The organism is Geodermatophilus nigrescens (genome assembly GCF_900129495.1).
In the GTDB taxonomy this organism is placed as follows: Bacteria; Actinomycetota; Actinomycetes; order Mycobacteriales; family Geodermatophilaceae; genus Geodermatophilus; species Geodermatophilus nigrescens.
In genome coordinates, this window is the sequence record NZ_FQVX01000006.1 from 73,809 (window position 1) to 91,091 (window position 17,283).

At 75.7% G+C, this 17,283-nt stretch carries 16 protein-coding genes; 2 read left to right on the plus strand and 14 right to left on the minus strand.

From position 1 onward, the window contains the following. Window positions 1-5 precede the first annotated feature (5 nt). The 8 genes from BUE37_RS21785 to BUE37_RS21820 form a co-directional block, all read right to left on the minus strand. Window positions 6-518 (minus strand): prepilin peptidase, encoded by a 513-nt coding sequence (locus tag BUE37_RS21785; protein WP_245794866.1) that lies wholly within the window; start codon window positions 516-518, stop codon window positions 6-8. Between the two features lie 140 nt (window positions 519-658). Further along, on the minus strand, window positions 659-1,486 hold the full coding sequence (locus BUE37_RS21790; RefSeq protein WP_245794868.1) for a shikimate dehydrogenase: 828 nt from the start codon (window positions 1,484-1,486) through the stop codon (window positions 659-661). Next, the gene (mltG, locus tag BUE37_RS21795) at window positions 1,479-3,251 is read right to left on the minus strand and encodes an endolytic transglycosylase MltG (protein ID WP_073422554.1); all 1,773 of its coding nucleotides are present in this window, start codon (window positions 3,249-3,251) and stop codon (window positions 1,479-1,481) included. The genes BUE37_RS21790 and mltG overlap by 8 nt, the downstream gene beginning before the upstream one ends. After that, window positions 3,248-3,907, minus strand: coding sequence for a Holliday junction resolvase RuvX (gene ruvX / locus BUE37_RS21800; protein WP_217651351.1), 660 nt, complete (start codon window positions 3,905-3,907; stop codon window positions 3,248-3,250). The genes mltG and ruvX overlap by 4 nt, the downstream gene beginning before the upstream one ends. 5 nt (window positions 3,908-3,912) lie before the next feature. Further along, entirely contained in the window at window positions 3,913-6,600 is a 2,688-nt protein-coding gene (gene alaS, locus BUE37_RS21805; RefSeq protein WP_073422555.1) for an alanine--tRNA ligase, read from the minus strand. A gap of 50 nt (window positions 6,601-6,650) precedes the next feature. Continuing rightward, window positions 6,651-6,956 (minus strand): hypothetical protein, encoded by a 306-nt coding sequence (locus BUE37_RS21810; RefSeq protein ID WP_073422556.1) that lies wholly within the window; start codon window positions 6,954-6,956, stop codon window positions 6,651-6,653. Beyond that, window positions 6,956-7,381, minus strand: a complete 426-nt coding sequence (locus tag BUE37_RS21815) for a DUF948 domain-containing protein (RefSeq protein WP_073422557.1) — start codon at window positions 7,379-7,381, stop codon at window positions 6,956-6,958. The genes BUE37_RS21810 and BUE37_RS21815 overlap by 1 nt, the downstream gene beginning before the upstream one ends. 77 nt (window positions 7,382-7,458) lie before the next feature. Further along, on the minus strand, window positions 7,459-8,793 hold the full coding sequence (locus tag BUE37_RS21820; RefSeq protein WP_073422558.1) for a replication-associated recombination protein A: 1,335 nt from the start codon (window positions 8,791-8,793) through the stop codon (window positions 7,459-7,461). A gap of 35 nt (window positions 8,794-8,828) precedes the next feature. Here BUE37_RS21820 and BUE37_RS21825 point away from each other — a divergent pair, with 35 nt between their 5' ends. Further along, window positions 8,829-9,686, plus strand: coding sequence for an aldo/keto reductase (locus BUE37_RS21825; RefSeq protein ID WP_073422559.1), 858 nt, complete (start codon window positions 8,829-8,831; stop codon window positions 9,684-9,686). Window positions 9,687-9,767: 81 nt separating this feature from the next. Here the strand turns inward: BUE37_RS21825 and BUE37_RS21830 are convergent, their stop codons facing one another. After that, the gene (locus BUE37_RS21830; protein ID WP_073422560.1) at window positions 9,768-10,643 is read right to left on the minus strand and encodes an endonuclease domain-containing protein; all 876 of its coding nucleotides are present in this window, start codon (window positions 10,641-10,643) and stop codon (window positions 9,768-9,770) included. Between the two features lie 175 nt (window positions 10,644-10,818). Further along, window positions 10,819-11,910, minus strand: coding sequence for a pyridoxal-phosphate-dependent aminotransferase family protein (locus BUE37_RS21835; protein WP_073422637.1), 1,092 nt, complete (start codon window positions 11,908-11,910; stop codon window positions 10,819-10,821). Window positions 11,911-11,944: 34 nt separating this feature from the next. On the opposite strand from BUE37_RS21835, the gene BUE37_RS21840 reads away from it, so the two are divergent. Beyond that, a complete protein-coding gene (locus BUE37_RS21840) occupies window positions 11,945-12,472 on the plus strand; it encodes an ASCH domain-containing protein (protein ID WP_073422561.1) in 528 nt (175 codons plus the stop codon). 21 nt (window positions 12,473-12,493) lie between these two features. Here the strand turns inward: BUE37_RS21840 and aspS are convergent, their stop codons facing one another. Genes aspS through BUE37_RS21860 form a run of 4 tightly spaced genes read right to left on the minus strand, consistent with a single transcriptional unit; the run spans window position 12,494 to window position 17,244 of the window. Continuing rightward, window positions 12,494-14,269 carry an aspartate--tRNA ligase gene (gene aspS, locus BUE37_RS21845; protein WP_073422562.1) on the minus strand — a complete coding sequence of 592 codons (1,776 nt, stop codon included), beginning with the start codon at window positions 14,267-14,269 and terminating at the stop codon, window positions 12,494-12,496. 25 nt (window positions 14,270-14,294) lie between these two features. Continuing rightward, window positions 14,295-15,275 carry an aldo/keto reductase gene (locus tag BUE37_RS21850; RefSeq protein ID WP_073422563.1) on the minus strand — a complete coding sequence of 327 codons (981 nt, stop codon included), beginning with the start codon at window positions 15,273-15,275 and terminating at the stop codon, window positions 14,295-14,297. Beyond that, window positions 15,275-16,552, minus strand: coding sequence for a histidine--tRNA ligase (gene hisS, locus BUE37_RS21855; RefSeq protein ID WP_073422564.1), 1,278 nt, complete (start codon window positions 16,550-16,552; stop codon window positions 15,275-15,277). Before hisS ends, BUE37_RS21850 begins: the two co-directional genes overlap by 1 nt. Next, window positions 16,549-17,244: an MBL fold metallo-hydrolase gene (locus BUE37_RS21860; RefSeq protein ID WP_073422565.1), complete on the minus strand. Its 696-nt coding sequence runs from the start codon at window positions 17,242-17,244 to the stop codon at window positions 16,549-16,551. The genes hisS and BUE37_RS21860 overlap by 4 nt, the downstream gene beginning before the upstream one ends. Window positions 17,245-17,283: the final 39 nt, after the last annotated feature.

Sequence of the window (17,283 nt, forward strand, 5' to 3'; positions counted from 1 at the left end):
CCGGCTCAGGCCAGCGGTCCCTCCACCAGGAGGGCGAGGACGGCGCCGAGCAGCAGCGGCGGGCCGAACGCCACGGGGGTGCGCCAGCCCGCCCGGCCGGTGGCCACCAGCACCAGCGACAGGCCCGCGCCGGCCAGCAGGCCGAGGAACACCCCGGCGAGCAGGACGCCCCAGCCGGCCCAGCCCAGCAGCAGGCCGAGCAGCGCGAGCAGCTTGACGTCGCCGAGGCCGAGGCCGGAGGGGCCGGCCAGCGCGGCGAGCAGCGCGACCCCGCCGGCGACGGCCGCGGCGAGCAGCGCCCGCAGGAACGCCGGCCAGGTGCCGAGCAGCGCCGCGTCGGCGAGCAGCGCGGCCCCGCAGACGGCGGCCGCCGGGTAGGTGACCCGGTCGGGCAGCCGGTGGACGGCGAGGTCGACCTGGGCGAGGACGACGGCGGCGCCGGCGGCCCACGCGTAGGCCAGCGTGGCGGGGCGGTCACCGCCGAGCAGGACCGCGCCGCACAGCAGGGCGGCGAGCACCGCGGCGGTGGTCAGCGCGCGGGCGGGGGTCGGCCGGGCGGACGGCAGCCGGGTGGCCAGCCGGACCGCGGTGCGGGCCAGCAGCGGGCCGGTGGCGGCGGCGACCAGTACGGCGAGGGCGAGCAGCGGGGACAGCGGGCTCAGCGGGCGTCCAGGGCGGCGCGCATGGGGCCGATCGGCGCCGGCTGCCCGGTCATGAGCTCCACCTGGACGGTGGCCTGCCAGAACAGCACCTCGAGGCCGCTGACCACGGTGGCGCCGGCGGCCTGCGCCGCCGCGGCGACCGGGGTGGGCCACGGCGCGTAGAGCACGTCGAGCAGCGTCTGGCCGGACCGCCAGGAGAGCCCGCCGAGGTCGGGGTGCGCGCCGATCGGCACGGTGCTGACCACCACGGGCGCCTCGACCGGCCCGGGTGCGAGCGGCCGGACGGCCGCCTCGACGCCGAGGGTGCCGAGCACCCGGGCGACGTCGGCGGCGCGGGACGGCTCGCGCACGAGGACGTCGACGGTCTCCGCGCCGAGCTCGGCCAGCGCCACGGCCGCCGCGGCCGCCGTGCCGCCGGCGCCGACGATCGCCGCGTGCGCGACCCGCTCGACGCCGCCGACCTGCAGCGCCATCCCGACGCCGTGGACGTCGGTGTTCTCCGCCCGCCACCCGCCGCCGGTGTGCACGAGGGTGTTGGCCGCGCCGAGCAGGCGCGGCAGCGGCTCGACCTCGTCGGCCACGGCGACGGCGGCCTGCTTGCACGGCATGGTCACCGAGAAGCCGCGCCACTCCGGGCCGAGGCCGGCGAGCAGGTCGGGCAGGTCGTCGGCGCCGACGTCGAGGGCGTCGTAGGTCCAGCCGTCGAGACCGAGCGCGGCGTAGGCGGCCCGGTGCAGCAGCGGCGAGAGGGAGTGCCCGACCGGGCGGCCGAGGACGGCCGCCCGGCCGGCGGGACGATCTCCGGGCACCGGCCGGTCAGCCACCGCACCCGAGGCCGGCGTCGGCGCAGCGCTGCCGGGCGGCCATGAACTCCTCGTAGCTGGCGGTGAAGAAGTGCCGCCCGTCCTGCGACTCGAGGACGTAGTAGAGGAGGTCCCCGGTGCTCGGCGCGAGCGCCGCCTCGAGGCTCGCCTCGCCGGGCGAGCTGATCGGCGTGGGCACCAGTCCCGGCCGGGTGCGGGTGTTGTACGGGCCGTCGGTGCGCAGGTCGGTGACGGTGAGGTCGTTGCCGTTCTTGCCGAGCCCGTAGGCGAGCGTCGCGTCGATGCCGAGCGCGATGCCCTGGTTGAGCCGGTTGTAGACCACCTGCGCGACGTTCGGCCGCTCCTCGTCGAGCCGGGTCTCCGACTGGACCATCGAGGCGACGATCACCACGTCGTACACCGAGCGCCCGGCGGCGGCCGCCCGCTGCTCGAGCTGCATGTCGGCGGCGGTCTCGGTGAACCGGGAGACCATCGCGCGCAGCACGTCGGCGGCGGTGGTGTCGGGCTCGACGTCGTAGGTGGCCGGGAAGAGGAAGCCCTCGAGCTGGCCGTTGGCGTAGGCCGGCAGGCCGAGCGCCGCGGGGTCGGCGGCGGCCGCCTGCAGCTCCTCGATCGGCAGGCCGGTGGTCTCGGCGATGCGCTGCAGGGTGGCCGCGACGGTGAAGCCCTCGGGCACGGTGACCCGGGAGACCTGGCGGGCGGCCGGGTCGAGCAGCAGGTCGAGGGCGGCGGCGCCGCTCATCTCGGAGCGCAGGCTGTAGACGCCGGGCTGGATGCCCATGGCGGCGGGCTCGGTCTCGGCCGCCTCGACGAAGGGCGCGGCGGAGGCGATCACGCCGGCCTCGACGAGGGCCCGGGCGATGTCGCTGAGGGTGTCGCCCTCGCCGACGCGCACGTCGACCGTGCCGGTGCCCGAGCCGGCGAAGTCCTCGGCCTCGGGGTTGACCAGGCCGATCAGCGCGCGGCCGCCGAAGACGATGCCGGCGACGAGGGCGGCGAGCACGAGCAGCGCGACCAGGTTGGCCAGCGGGCTGCGCCGGCGCCGGCCGGTGCGGGTGCCGCGGCCGCCGCCGAGCACCGGGTGCTCGTCGGTCGCGGGGTGGTCGTGCTCGTCGTGGTGCGGGTCGTCGTGGTGCGGGTCGTCGTGGTGCTGCTCGTCGCGGCGGCCGCGCCGTCCGCGGCGGCGCTCCTCGCGGCCGCCCGCACCGAGGACGTCCAGGCCGCCGGTGGCGTCGTCGTCCTCGTGGTGGTCGTGGTGGTGGTCGTGGTGGGGGTCGACGTTGTGGTGGTCGTCGTGGGAGCCCCCGTGCGCGTCGGCGAGCGGGTGGGCCTCGGTGGGCGCGTCGGCCTCGTGCGGGACCACGGCCGCGACGGTGGCGTCGGGGTCGGCGTCGGGGCGCTTCGACAGCCGCGACCACGCGCCCTGCGGGCGGGGCGGCAGGCCCTCGGCGCCCGGGCCGGGGCGGGCGCCGCCGGACAGGGGGCCGGTGCGGTCGTCGCCGGAGGAGGCCGCGGGGATCTCGCCGCGGGACGGGTCACCGTCGGGGGCGGCGTGCCGGCCGGCGGTCACCGGGTAGGGGTCGCGGTCGAGCAGGGAGGCGCCGCGGGCGGTGCCGCCGGGCCGCTGGGCGGACGGGCCCACGGGCAGCCAGGTGGTGGCGGGCCCGACGCCGGCGTGCGGCGCGGGCCAGCCGGCGGCGGCGGTCCCGCTGACACCGTCGGACACCGGCCGGCCCCGCCCGTAGGGCGGGACCGGCGGGGTCATGAGCGCCCCCGCTGGGAGTCGAGATAGGCCTGGAGGATGACCACGGCGGCGGCCTGGTCGATCACGGGGCGCTGGGCGCGGCTGTCGAGCCCGTTCGCCCGCAGGGAACTGGCTGCGGTCACGGTGGAGAGCCTCTCGTCGACGAGGTGCACGGGCACGCTGCCGATGCGCCCGGCGAGTGACCGAGAGTAGGCACGCGCTTCCCGGGCGGAGGCGCCCGACGCACCCGACAGGTGCCTCGGCTCCCCCACGATCACCTCTGTCACCTCGTGTTCCTCCACGAGGGCGACGATGCGGTCCAGGTCACCGCCGTCCCGGCGCCGCTCGACGGTCTCCAGCGGGCTGGCGAGCGTGCCCGTCGGGTCCGAGAGCGCGACGCCGATCCGCACCGTGCCGACGTCGAGGCCGAGCCGGCGGCCCTGCCGGGTGCGGCGCGGCGGCAGGGGCAGCCCGGCGGGCAGGCCCTGCGAGAGGTCGATCTCGGTGGTCTCGTTGCGCACCGGCGGGAAGCCGGCGCGCAGGTCGATCTGCTCGGTGCGGTGGTGCACCGGCGGCTGCGGAGGGGCCTGCCGGGGGCGCGACGGCGGCACCGCCGGGCGGCCCTGCTGGCGCCGCTCGCTCACGTCACCGGTCTCGTCGGGGCGCTGCTCGGGCACTCCGGTCACCTCCCTGCGGCGGTCACGACCGCCTGTTCGCCCGCCTGGAGAGCGGCGGGGATGCCGCTGGGGTCCGTGCCGCCGCCCTGCGCGACGTCGGCCTTGCCGCCGCCACGGCCCCCGACCAGCGGGGTGGCCGCCTTCACCAGGTCCCCCGCCGAGAGACCGCGCGCCTGCGCGGCCGGGGTCAGCGCGGCGACCACAGCCACCTTGCCCCCGGCCTCGGAGGCGAGCAAGACGACACCCGGGCGCTCGCCGAGCCGCCCGCGGACGTCGAGGGCGAGGGTGCGCAGGTCGCCGCCGGCCAGCCCCGCGGGCGCCGCGGTGACGACGGCGACCCCGCCGACGTCGCGGGCGTCAGCGGCCAGCTGGCCGGCCGCCGCCTTGGTCTGCGCGGCGCGCAGCTCGGCGATCTCCCGCTCGGCGTCGCGCAGCCGGGACAGGACGCCGCCGACGCGGTCGACCAGCCCGTCGGTGGGCGACTTGAGCAGCTCGCCGAGCTGGCGGACCAGGTCGCGCTCGCGCGCGAGGTAGCGGAAGCCCTCGAGGCCGACGACGGCCTCGACGCGGCGGGCCCCCGACCCGACCGAGGACTCGCCGGTCAGCGCCAGCGTGCCGATCTGCGCGCTGCCGGACACGTGGGTGCCACCGCAGAGCTCGCGCGACCACGGGCCGCCGATCTCCACGACGCGCACCGACTCGCCGTAGGTCTCGCCGAACAGCGCCAGCGCCCCGATCGCCTGGGCTTCCGGCAACGTCATGTAGTCGGCGCGCACCCGGTGGTCGGCGCGGACCGCGGCGTTGGCGACGTCCTCGATGTCGGAGCGCTGCTGCTGGCTGAGCGCGCCCTGCCAGGCGAAGTCCAGCCGCAGGTAGCCGGGCCGGTTGTAGGAGCCCGACTGCAGCGCCTGCGGGCCGAGCACCTGGCGCAGCGCCGCGTGCACGACGTGCGTGCCCGAGTGCGCCTGGCAGGCCGACAGCCGCCACTCGCGGTCGACCTCGGCGGTGAGCTCGGCGCCGTCGCGCAGCGCGCCCTCGAGCACCCGGACCTGGTGCACGACGAGGCCCTTGACCGGGCGCTGCACGTCGAGCACCTCGGCGCGGCCGCCGTCCCAGGTCAGCGTGCCGGCGTCGGCCACCTGGCCGCCGGACTCGGCGTAGAAGGGCGTGCGGTCCAGCACGACGCGCACGACCTCGCCCTCGCCGGCCTCGGCCGGGCCGCCGTCCTCGCCGTCGAGCTCGGCCACGACGCCGAGCACCCGGGAGTCGGTGCGCAGGGTGTCGTAGGCCCGCCAGTCGGTGGGCCCGTGCTCGGCGAGCAGGCGGCGGTAGGCCAGGACGTCGACCGAACCGGTGCGCTTGGCGCGGGCGTCGGCGCGGGCGCGGTCGCGCTGCTGCTGCATGAGCGCGCGGAAGCCGGCCTCGTCGACGGTCACGCCCTGCTCGGCGGCCATCTCGAGGGTGACGTCGATCGGGAAGCCGTAGGTGTCGTGCAGCGAGAACGCCTGCTCGCCCGACAGCGCCGGGGTGCCGGCGGCCTTGGCCTGCGCCACGGCGGTGTCGAACAGCGCCGTGCCGGAGGTGAGGGTGCGCCGGAAGGCCTCCTCCTCGGCGTAGGCGACCGCGCTGATCCGGTCGAAGTCGGTGACCAGCTCGGGGTAGCTGGCGCCCATCGCGTCGCGGGAGACCGGCAGCAGCTCGGGCAGGGTGGCGGTGTCGACGCCGAGCAGCCGCATCGAGCGGACGGCACGGCGCAGCAGCCGGCGCAGGATGTAGCCGCGGCCCTCGTTGCCGGGCGTGACGCCGTCACCGATGAGCATCAGGCCGCTGCGGACGTGGTCGGCGACGACGCGCAGCCGGACGTCGGTGTCGTGGTCCTTGCCGTAGGTGACGCCGGCGAGCTCGGCGCCGCGGCGCAGCACCGGCGACACCTCGTCGATCTCGTACAGGTTGTCGACGCCCTGCAGCAGGAAGGCCACCCGCTCCAGGCCCATGCCGGTGTCGATGTTCTTCTTCGGCAGCTCGCCGACGATCCGGAAGTCCTCCTTGCTCCGGACGTCGGTGAGCTCGTACTGCATGAAGACGAGGTTCCAGATCTCCAGGAACCGGTCGCCGGCCGTGTCGACCAGCGGGCCGCCGTCGGGGCCGTACGCGGGGCCGCGGTCGAAGTAGATCTCCGAGCACGGGCCGCCGGGGCCGTCGGCGCCGGTGTGCCAGTAGTTGTCCTTCTTGCCCAGGCGCTGGATGCGGTCCTTCGGCAGCCCGGCGATGCGGTTCCAGGCCTCGGCGGCCTCGTCGTCGTCGAGGTAGACGGTCACCCAGATGCGGTCGGGGTCGAAGCCCAGCCCGCCGTCGGCGACGGGGCCGGTCACCAGCTCCCACGCGTGCTGGATCGCCCCCTCCTTGAAGTAGTCGCCGAAGGAGAAGTTGCCGTTCATCTGGAAGAACGTGCCGTGGCGGGTGGTCTTGCCCACCTCCTCGATGTCGAGGGTGCGCACGCACTTCTGCACGCTGGTGGCCCGCGGGAACGGCGCGGGCTCGCGGCCGGTCAGGTACGGGATGAACGGCACCATCCCGGCGACGGTGAACAGCAGGGACGGGTCCGGGGACACCAGCGAGGCGCTCGGGACGACGGTGTGGCCGCGCTGCTCGAAGTGCTGCAGGAAGCGGCGGCGGATCTCGGCGGTCTGCATGGCCTACTCGGTGCTCGGGGCGGGACGGTCCCCGCGGGGGTGGGTGCGGCTCAGCGGTCGGCCGCGTGGGCGCCGCGCCGGCCGGAGGGCCGGCCGGGCAGCTGCAGCTGGGTGGTGTCGCGCTCGGGCAGCGGCGCGTCGAGGCCGGTGCCGGAGCGCAGCTCCTCCTCGCGGGCCGCGGCCGCGGCGCGCACGTCGGCGCCGAAGTCGCCGATCGCGTCGGCGAGGTCGCGCAGGCCCTCGGCGATCGAGGCGCCGATGCCCGCGGGGGTCATCTTCTCGGCGGCGCGGGACAGCTTGCGGACGACGAGGGCGCCGATGGTGATGCCCATCGCCAGCCAGAACAGCCGGCGCATCAGGCGGCCCGCCGGGCGGCACGGCGCGCACGCCGGTCGGCCTTGTCCCGGGCGGCGGCCTCGGCGATCGCCTGGCCCTCGCGGCGCTTCTTCGTGGCGCTGCGCACGCCGTAGCTGAACGCGGCGACCTTGATCAGCGGGCTGCCCACGGTGGCGGCGACGACGCTGGTCAGCGCGGCCACGTTGCTCGACACGTTGGCCGCGTTGCCGGTGATGTCGTCGACCCGCTCGAGGTTGCTGTTGACCTGGGCGATCGTCGTCTGGGCCTGGCCGAGGATCGGCTGGCTCTGCTCGCGGACCTGCCGGATGGTCAGCGTCGCCTCGTCGAGGGTGCGGCCGAGCTTCAGCAGCGGGACGGCCAGCAGCACCACCAGCAGCACCAGCGCCAGGGCGGCGATCAGTCCGGCCCACTCTCCTGCGGACACGCGGCGTCTCCTCTTCTCCGTCGGCGGCCGGGAGGGTCGCCTCCCGGCGGGGCAACAGTAGTCGCGGCCCCCGGCGGTCAGCGGGCGCGGCGGACGATCGCGCGCAGCTTGGCCAGCCGGGCGCCGATGCCGGCCTCGACCCCGCGGCCGGTGGGCCGGTAGTAGTCGCGCCCGACCAGCGCGTCGGGCGGGTACTGCTGCGGCACGATCCCGTCGGGCGCGTCGTGCGGGTAGACGTAGGTCTTCCCGTGGCCGAGCTTCTTGGCCCCGCCGTAGTGGGCGTCGCGCAGACCGGGCGGCACCGGCCCGCCGAGGCCGGCCCGGACGTCGGCCACCGACTCGGAGATCGCCACCGTGACGGCGTTGGACTTGGGCGCCGTGGCCAGGTGGACGACGGCGTGCGCGAGCGGGAAGTGCCCCTCGGGCATGCCGATGAAGGCGACGGCGTCGGCCGCGGCGACGGCGGTCTGCAGCGCCGTCGGGTCGGCCATGCCGATGTCCTCGCTGGCGGAGATGACCAGCCGGCGGGCGATGAAGCGCGGGTCCTCCCCCGCCACCACCATCCGCGCCAGGTAGTGCAGCGCGGCGTCGACGTCGCTGCCGCGGATCGACTTGATCAGCGCGCTGGCGACGTCGTAGTGCATGTCGCCCTGCCGGTCGTACCGGACGGCGGCCTGGGCGACGGCGGTCTCCAGCGTGGCGAGGTCGATCTCGCTCGCACCCGCGGCCCGCGCCGCGCCCGCGCCGGACTCCAGCGCGGTGAGCGCCTTGCGCCCGTCGCCGCCGGCGACGCGGACCAGGTGCTCCTCGGCCTCCGCGGACAGCGTCACCGCGCCGTCGAGCCCGCGATCGCTGGTGAGCGCGCGGCGCAGCAGCGTGCGCACGTCGTCGTCGGACAGCGGCTGCAGCGCGAGCACCAGGCTGCGGGACAGCAGCGGGCTGACGACGGAGAAGAACGGGTTCTCCGTGGTGGCCGCGATCAGGCTGACGATCCGGTCCTCGACCGCGGACAGCAGGCTGTCCTGCTGGGTCTTGGAGAACCGGTGCACCTCGTCGATGAACAGCACGGTGCGCCGGCCGCCGTAGGTGAGCTCGCGCTTGGCGCTGGTGATGACCGCGCGGACCTCCTTCACCCCGGCGTCGAGCGCGGACAGCTGCACGAACTGGCGCTTGGTGGCCAGCGAGATGACGTGCGCGAGCGTGGTCTTGCCGGTGCCGGGCGGGCCGTAGAGGACCAGCGACATCGGCTCGTCGGCCTCGACCAGGCGGCGCAGCGGCGCGCGCGGGCCGAGCAGGTGGGACTGGCCGACGACCTCGTCGAGCGAGCGCGGGCGCATCCGCACCGCCAGCGGGGCGCCCGGGTCGACGACGTCGTCCCCCGCCTCCGCGGGCTCGTCGAACAGGCTCGTCACGCTTGTCGACGCTACCCGCGGGGCACGACAGCCCCGTGCAGCAGCGACGCATCGGAGACCAGACCGTCAGTGCCATCGGACTCGGGGCCATGCCCCTGTCCACGAAGACCGACCGGCCCTCGCGCGAGGACGCCGTCGCGGTGGTCCACGCCGCGCTCGACGCCGGCGTGACCCTGATCGACACCGCCGACGCCTACGCCCGCGACGAGTCGGAGTTCGGCCACAACGAGTCCCTCGTCGCCGAGGCGCTGTCCTCGTACGGGGGCGACACGTCCGGCGTGCTCGTGGCGACCAAGGGCGGGCACACCCGCGAGGGCAGCGACTGGCTGCTCGACGGGTCGCCCGCCTACCTGCGGCGGGCCTGCGAGGCGTCGCTGCGGCGCCTCGGCGTCGACACGATCGACCTGTACCAGTACCACCGGCCCGACCCGGAGACGCCGTGGGAGGACTCGATGGGCGCGCTGCGGCAGCTCGCCGACGACGGCCTCGTGCGGATGGTGGGCATCTCCAACGCCGACGTCGCGCAGATCGACGTCGCCCGCTCGATCGTGGGCCCGGCGCTGGTGAGCGTGCAGAACCAGTTCTCGCCGGGGTGGCGGCACTCCGCCGACGAGCTCGCGCACTGCGCCGGGCACGGACTGGCGTTCATCCCGTGGAGCCCGTTCGGCGGGGTGACGGCGGCCGGCTCGCTCGACGCGACGGCGCCGGCGTTCGCGGAGGTGGCGTCCGAGCTCGGCGTCTCGGTGTACCAGGTGACGCTCGCCTGGCACCTCGCGCAGGCCGACGTCGTGCTGCCCATCCCGGGGGCGTCGCGGCCGGCGTCGATCCAGGACTCCGCCGCCGCGACCCACGTGCAGCTGACCCCGGACCAGCTGGCCCGCCTGGACGCCTGAGGGGCGCTCCCCGCGTTGATCATCGGGCGGTTGCCGCTCGTCCCGGCGTGGCCGCGCGTGTCGGCGGCAACCGTCCGATGATCAACTCCCGGGGCGCCAGCCTCGGCTGAGCAGTGCCCGCCGCGTCCGCTCGACGACCACCGCCGGCCCCGCGAGATGGCGGCCGGCGAACCGCAGCACGAGCCACCCGTCGGCGGCCATGAGCGAGTACCGGTCGACGTCCCGCCCGAACTGCTCCGGCTCGGCGTGCTGGCGGCCCTCGTACTCGACGGCTACCCGGTACTGGGCGTACCCGAGGTCGCCGTGTGCCACGACCCGTCCCCGGCGGTCGAGCACCGGGACCTGGACCTCGGGGTCGGGCAGGTCGCTGGTCACCAGCCAGTAGCGCAGCAGGCTCTCCGGCCGGGACATCGCCCGGGCCGACAGCAGCGGCGCGCACTCCCGCGCCCGGACGACCCCGCGCACCCGGTCCGCGCGGGCGAGACGGCGCTCGAGCGACGCGGCGTCGAGGTGACCCGCACGGAGCAGCGCGTCTCCGGTGGCCACCAGTTCCGCCGGCGTGAGCCGTGTCGCCAGGTCGAGGAAGGTCTGCGCGCCCGAGGTCACCCGCAGTCCCCGGACGTCGACCACGTCGTCGCCGCGCAGGTCGCGGACGTGCACCGCCAGCCCGCGGCGCTGCGGCAGGACCGGACGCGGCCGCAGGACGACCTCGACCTCAGCTGGAGGGTCAGACCGCACCCCGAGCAGGACCGCCGCCGTGCCGAGCCCGAAGGCGGCGTCCGGCGGGAGGAGCCGCGTCCATGCCCGGCAGCGCACGGCCACATCGTCGTCCGCCGCGGAGGACAGGTAGAGCCCGGTGGAGACCCGGCGTCCGTCCGCGGTGATCTGGCGGCGCCGCGCTCCGGCGGCGCGGGCCTCGCGCCAGGTGTAGACCAACGGCAGTTCGACGTCGTCCATGCCGTGACCGTCGCGCCACGGCGTCCCCGGGGCCGCGGACGGACGGCGGTCTGTGGACGCCGCGACGGACTGTGGACCGGCGTCAGCAGTCGATCATCGTCCCGTTGCCGCTCACGCCGGCGTGTCCGCGCGTGTCTGCGGCAACGAGCCGATGATCAACTTCCGGCGCCACCCCTCAGCGGCCGAGGACCTCGCGCAGGGCCGCCAGCACCAGGGCCACCTTGTCCGGCGCCGCGTTCGGGCCCATCAGGCCGATCCGCCACACCGTCGCTGCGTACGCGCCGACGCCGCCGCCGATCTCCAGGTCGTAGCGCTCGAGCAGCTCCTTGCGCACCGCCGCGGAGTCGACACCCTCGGGCACCCGCACCGTGGTCAGCTCCGGCAGCCGGTGCCCGTCGGCGGCGAACAGCTCCAGGCCCATCTCCTGCAGGCCCTCGTGCAGCAGCCGGCCGGCCTCGGCGTGCCGGGCGTGCACCGCCTCCAGCCCCTCGTCGAGCAGCCGGCCGAGCCCCGCGTGCAGCGACACGACCATCCCGGTCGGCGCCGTGTGGTGGTAGGTGCGGCCACCGGAGCCGGCCGCCTCCCCCGCGTAGCCGCCGAGCATGCCGAGGTCGAGGTACCAGCTGCGCGGCTTCTCGATCCGCCGCTCCCACGCCCGGTCGGAGATGGTGAACGGCGCGAGGCCGGGCGCGACACCCAGGCACTTCTGCGAGCCGGAGTAGGCGAGGTCGACGCCCCACTCGTCCAGCCGCACCGGGATGCCGCCGAGCGAGGTCACGCAGTCGGCCAGCAGCAACGCGTCGCCCTTGCCGGCCGCCAGCGGCTCGAGGTCCGAGCGCACCCCGGTGGAGGTCTCCGCGTGCACCGCGGCGATCAACTTCGGCGACGGGTGCGCCTCCAGCACGCGCGCGGCGTCGACCGGCTGCCCCCACTCGTGGTCGACCCGCACCACCTCGGCGCCGCAGCGCGAGGCGACGTCGACCATCCGCTCGCCGAACAGCCCGTTGACCGCCACGACGACGACGTCACCCGGGCCCACCGTGTTGACGAAGGACGCCTCCATGCCCGCCGACCCGGTGGCCGACAGCGGCAGTGTGCGGCGGTTCGCGGTGCCGAACACCGTCCGCAGCCGCTCGGAGGTCTCGTCGAGGATCCCGAGGAACACCGGGTCCAGGTGCCCGAGCAGCGGCTGCGCCAGCGCGACCGCCGCCTCCGGGTAGGGGTTCGAGGGGCCGGGTCCGAGCAGGGTGCGGGCGCGCAGCGGCATGCCCGGCACGCTACCGAGCAGCGAGGATCACCACATGACCGACGAGCCCGGCGCGCTGCGCCGCGAGGAGGCCGCCGCGCTGTGGGCGGCGTACACCGCGCAGCGGCCGGGCGGAGGCCCGCCCGAGGACGAGCCGCCCGTCGAGCGCTTCGGCGACGGCCGCGCGCTCGCCGACGAGCTGATCGGGCTGGTCCTCACCGGGACCAAGCGAGCCACCGCCGGCCTGGTCGCCGACTTCGCGCACGACGGCGAGCCGCTGCCCCGCATCGGCGGGCACTGGGTCGCCTGCGACGGCGACGGGCGCCCGCGGGCGGTCCTGCGCAGCACCGAGCTGCGGGTCGGCCGCCTCGACAGCGTCGACGACGCCTTCGCCTGGGACGAGGGCGAGGGCGACCGCACGCGGGAGAGCTGGCTCGCCGGCCACCTCCGCTACTTCACCCGCACCCTGGCCGCACGGGGCGAGCGCTGGGACGACGGCCTCGAGGTCGTCTTCGAGCGGTTCCGGGTGGTCTGGCCACCCGAGGTGGCCGACCGGGCCGACCGGGCCGACCGGGCCGGCTGAGTCAGCCGGCCCGGCCGGGGGTCACGTCGAGGGGTCGCTCGGCCCCGGGGCGCCGGGCTCGCCGGGCAGCGCCGGCTCCTCCGCCACCGCGTCGATGCCGGCCTCCTTGCGCTGCGCGTCCGTGATCGGCGTCGGCGCGCCGGTCAGCGGGTCGTAGCCGGCGCCGGTCTTCGGGAACGCGATGACCTCGCGGATCGAGTCGACGCCGGCCAGCAGCGCGGTGAGCCGGTCCCACCCGAGCGCGGCACCGGCGTGCGGCGGCGGGCCGTAGGCGAACGCCTCGAGGAAGAACCCGAACCGGTCACGGGCCTCCTCGCGGGACATGCCGAGGGTCTCGAACACCCGCTCCTGCAGCTCGGGGTCGGCGATCCGGACCGACCCGCTGGCCAGCTCGTTGCCGTTGACCACCAGGTCGTAGGCGTCCGACAGTGCGTTCGCCTTGTCGTCGGCGAAGCGGTCCCGCCACTCGGGGGTGGGCGAGGTGAATGGGTGGTGCATGAACGTCCAGTCGCCGTCCTCGGTCTCCTCGAACATCGGGAAGTCGACGACGAACAGGAACGACCAGGAGCCCGGCTCGATGAGCTCCAGCCGCTTGGCGATCTCGTTGCGCGCGGCGCCGAGCAGCTCCTGCGAGGACCGGCGGGGGCCCGCGGCGAAGAACACGCAGTCGCCGGGCGAGGCGCCGACGGCCTCGACCAGGCCCGCGCGCTCGGCGTCGGAGATGTTCTTCGCCACCGGCCCGCCGAGGGTGCCGTCCTCGCCGACGGTCACGTAGGCCAGGCCCCGGTAGCCGCGCGAGCGGGCCCAGTCCTGCCAGGCGTCGAACGCGCGCCGCGGCTGCGACCCGCCGCCGGGCATGACCACCGCGCCCACGTAGGGCGCCTGGAACACCCGGAACGGGGTGTCGGCGAAGTACGACGTCAGCTCGGTGAGCTCGACGCCGAAGCGCAGGTCGGGCTTGTCCGACCCGAACCGGTCCATCGCCTCGCGGTAGGTCATCCGGGGGATCTCGGGCACGTCGTAGGAGGCGAGTTCGCGCCACAGCGCCCGCACGACGTCCTCGACGATCGCGAGCACGTCGTCGCGCTCGACGAAGCTCATCTCGAAGTCGAGCTGGGTGAACTCCGGCTGCCGGTCGGCGCGGAAGTCCTCGTCCCGGAAGCAGCGGGCGATCTGGTAGTAGCGCTCCAGCCCGCCGATCATCAGCAGCTGCTTGAACAGCTGCGGGGACTGCGGCAGCGCGTACCACTTGCCCGGCTGCAGCCGCACCGGCACGAGGAAGTCGCGCGCGCCCTCGGGCGTGGAGCGCGTCAGGTCCGGCGTCTCCACCTCGGTGAACCCGTGCCCGGCCATCACGCCGCGGGCGACCCGGTTGATCTCGCTGCGCAGCCGCAGGATCCGCGCCGGGCCCTGCCGCCGCAGGTCGAGGTAGCGGTACTTGTAGCGGACGTCGTCGCCGGCGGCGACGTCGGTCTCGATCGGGAACGGCAGCGGCGCCGACGGCGACAGCACCCGCAGCTCGGCCGCGGCCACCTCGATCTCGCCGGTGGGCAGCTCGGGGTTCTCGTTGCCCGCCGGCCGCTGCCGGACCTCGCCGGTGACGAGCACGCAGAACTCGTTGCGGAGGGCGTGCGCCTCCTCCTCGCGGACGACGACCTGGACGTAGCCCGAGGCGTCGCGCAGGTCGACGAAGACGACGCCGCCGTGGTCGCGCCGGCGGGCCACCCAGCCGGCGAGGGTGACGGTGGAGCCGGCGTCGGCCGCGCGCAGCGTGCCGGCGTCGTGGGTGCGGAGCACTAGAGGGCCTCTCTCAGGGGGTGGGTCACCAGCGGTCGTGCACGTGCTGACGGATGCGCTCGTCGTAGAGGCGCTCGAGGTCGGCGAGCTCGGCGTCGGTCAGCGCCGGGAGGTCGGCGGCCGCGGCGTTCGAGCGGGCCTGCTCCACCGAGCGGGCCCCGGGGATGACGCAGGTGACGCCGGGCTGCTGGACCACCCAGCGCAGCGCGACCTGGGCCGGCGAGCGGTCGCCGCAGATCGCGGTGAACTCGCGCGCGGCGGCCACGCCGACCTCGTAGGGCACGCCGGCGAAGGTCTCGCCGACGTCGAAGGCCTCGCCCTGGCGGTTGTAGTTGCGGTGGTCGTCGGCGCCGAACGTCGTCGACTCGTCGTACTTGCCCGACAGCAGGCCGCTGGCCAGCGGCACGCGGGCCAGGATCCCGACGCCGGCCGCGGCGGCCGCGGGCAGCAGCTCCTCGAGCGGCTTGCGGCGGAACACGTTGAGGATCACCTGGATGGTCTGCACGCCGGGGTGCTCGAGCGCCGTCAGGCCCTCCGCGACGGTCTCCACCGAGACGCCGTAGGCGGCGATCGCGCCGTCGGCGACCATCGCGTCGAGCGCGTCGTAGACCCGCTGGTCGGAGTAGACCGCGGTGGGCGGGCAGTGCAGCTGGACGAGGTCGAGGGTCTCGACGCCGAGGTTGCGCCGCGACCGGTCGACCCACGCCCGCAGGTTCTCCGGGGTGTACTGCGCGGCCTCGAACGGGTCGGCGCGGCGGCCGGCCTTGGTGGCCACGAACGGCCGGTCGGACCGGGCGGCCAGCGCCTTGCGGATGCGCTCCTCGCTGCGGCCGTCGCCGTAGACGTCGGCCGTGTCGAGCAGGGTCACGCCGGCGTCGAGGGCGGCGTCGAGCACGTCGCCCGCGGTCGCCTCGTCGACGTCGCCCCAGTCGCCGCCCAGCTGCCAGGTGCCCAGGCCGACGACGCCGACGTCGGCGCCGGTCCGTCCGAGGGGTCGGGTCTCCATCAGTTGTCTCCCACTTCCTGGGTCACGGCGGTCCGCAGCGCCTCGAACAGGTTCCCCACGGGGACGGCGCGTTGCTCCCCCGTGCGCAGGTCCTTCAGCTGGCCGACGCCCTCGGCCAGGTCGCGCTCGCCGATCACGACCGCGTGCGTGGCACCCGACCGGTCGGCGGCCTTCATGGCGCCCTTGAGCCCGCGGTCGCCGTAGACGGTGTCCGCGGACACCCCGGCCTGCCGCAGCTGCCCGACCAGCCGGACGGCCAGCCGCTTGGCCTCCGCGCCCAGCGGGACGACGAACGCCTGCACCCCGGCGGTCGCGCCGACGTCGAGGCCCTCGGCCTGCACGGCCAGCAGGGTCCGGTCGACGCCGACGGCGTAGCCGATGCCGCTCACGTCGGGCCCGCCGAGCGCGGCCGAGAGCCCGTCGTAGCGCCCGCCGCCGCCGATCGCCGACTGCGCGCCGAGGCCGTGGTGGACGAACTCGAACGTCGTCTTCGTGTAGTAGTCCAGCCCGCGCACCAGCCTGGGCGCCTCGGTCCAGGTCACGCCGAGGTCGGTGAGGTGCTGGCGGACGGCGTCGTAGTGCGCCCTGGTGGAGTCCGACAGGTGGTCGACCATCAGCGGGGCGTCGTCGAGCTGGGCCTGCACCTCGGGCCGCTTGTCGTCGAGCACGCGCAGCGGGTTGATCTCCGCCCGGCGGCGCGTCTCCTCGTCGAGGTCGAGCTTCTCCAGGTAGGCGACGAGCAGCTCGCGGTACTGCGGGCGGCAGGTGGCGTCGCCGAGCGAGGTGAGCAGCAGCTCGAAGTCGCGCAGGCCGAGGTCGCGGAAGCCCTGCACCGCGAGCGCCACCACCTCGGCGTCCAGCGCGGGGTCGTCGACGCCGAGGGCCTCCATGTCGACCTGCGTGAAGTGCCGGTAGCGGCCGGCCTGCGGGCGCTCGTAGCGGAAGGCCGACCCCACGGTCCACAGCTTCACCGGCAGCGCGCCGGTGTGCAGCCGGTGCTCGATGAACGCGCGCATGAGCCCGGCGGTGAGCTCGGGGCGCAGCGTGAGCGAGCGGCCGCCGCGGTCGGCGAAGGTGTACATCTCCTTCGTCACGACGTCGGTGGACTCCCCCACCCCGCGGCTGAAGACGGCGGTCTCCTCGAACACCGGCGTCTCGACGTAGCCGTAGCCGGCCCGCCGCAGCGGCGCGGTGAGGGTGTCGCGGACGGCGAGGAAACGCGCGGAGTCCGGCGGCAGGACGTCGAACGTGCCCTTCGGGGCGGTCAGGCCGCTCACAGTCCACGGCCCTTCGGCGCGGTCCCGGCTCCGGCGGCGGCCTCGGCCAGATAGGGGTTGGTGGCCCGCTCGCGGCCGATCGTCGTGGCCGGGCCGTGGCCGGGCAGCACGACGGTCTCGTCGTCGAGCGGCAGCACCACCTCGCGCAGCGAGGTGAGCATCGCGTCCCAGGAGCCGCCGGGCAGGTCCACCCGGCCGACCGACCCGGCGAACAGCACGTCGCCGGCGAGCAGGCCGGGGGCCTCCCCGAGGTCGAGGGAGAAGACGACGGAGCCCTGCGTGTGCCCGGGCGCGTGGCGGACGGTCAGCTCGACTCCGGCCAGCGAGAGGACCGCGCCGTCGTCGAGCGGGCGGACGTCGGCCGGGTCGGGCAGCCGCACGCCGGTGAGCAGCGGGGCCAGCGCCGGGCCGTGCCAGCGGGCCGGGTCGGCGAGCATCCCGCTGTCGTCGGGGTGCAGGTAGGCGGGGATGTCGTAGCCGTCGCACACGGGCAGGACGGAGAACGTGTGGTCGAGGTGGCCGTGGGTGAGCACGACGGCGACCGGCTTGAGCCCGTCCTCGGCCAGCATGCGGGCCAGCGGCTCGACCGCGTCCATGCCGGGGTCGACGACGACGCACTCCGACCGCGGCCCCGTGGCGACGGCGTAGCAGTTGGTGCCGAAGGCGCCGGCCGGGAACGAGCGGATGAGCACCCGTGCAGGTTACGCGGGTGATCGTGGCCGCTCCGGTCC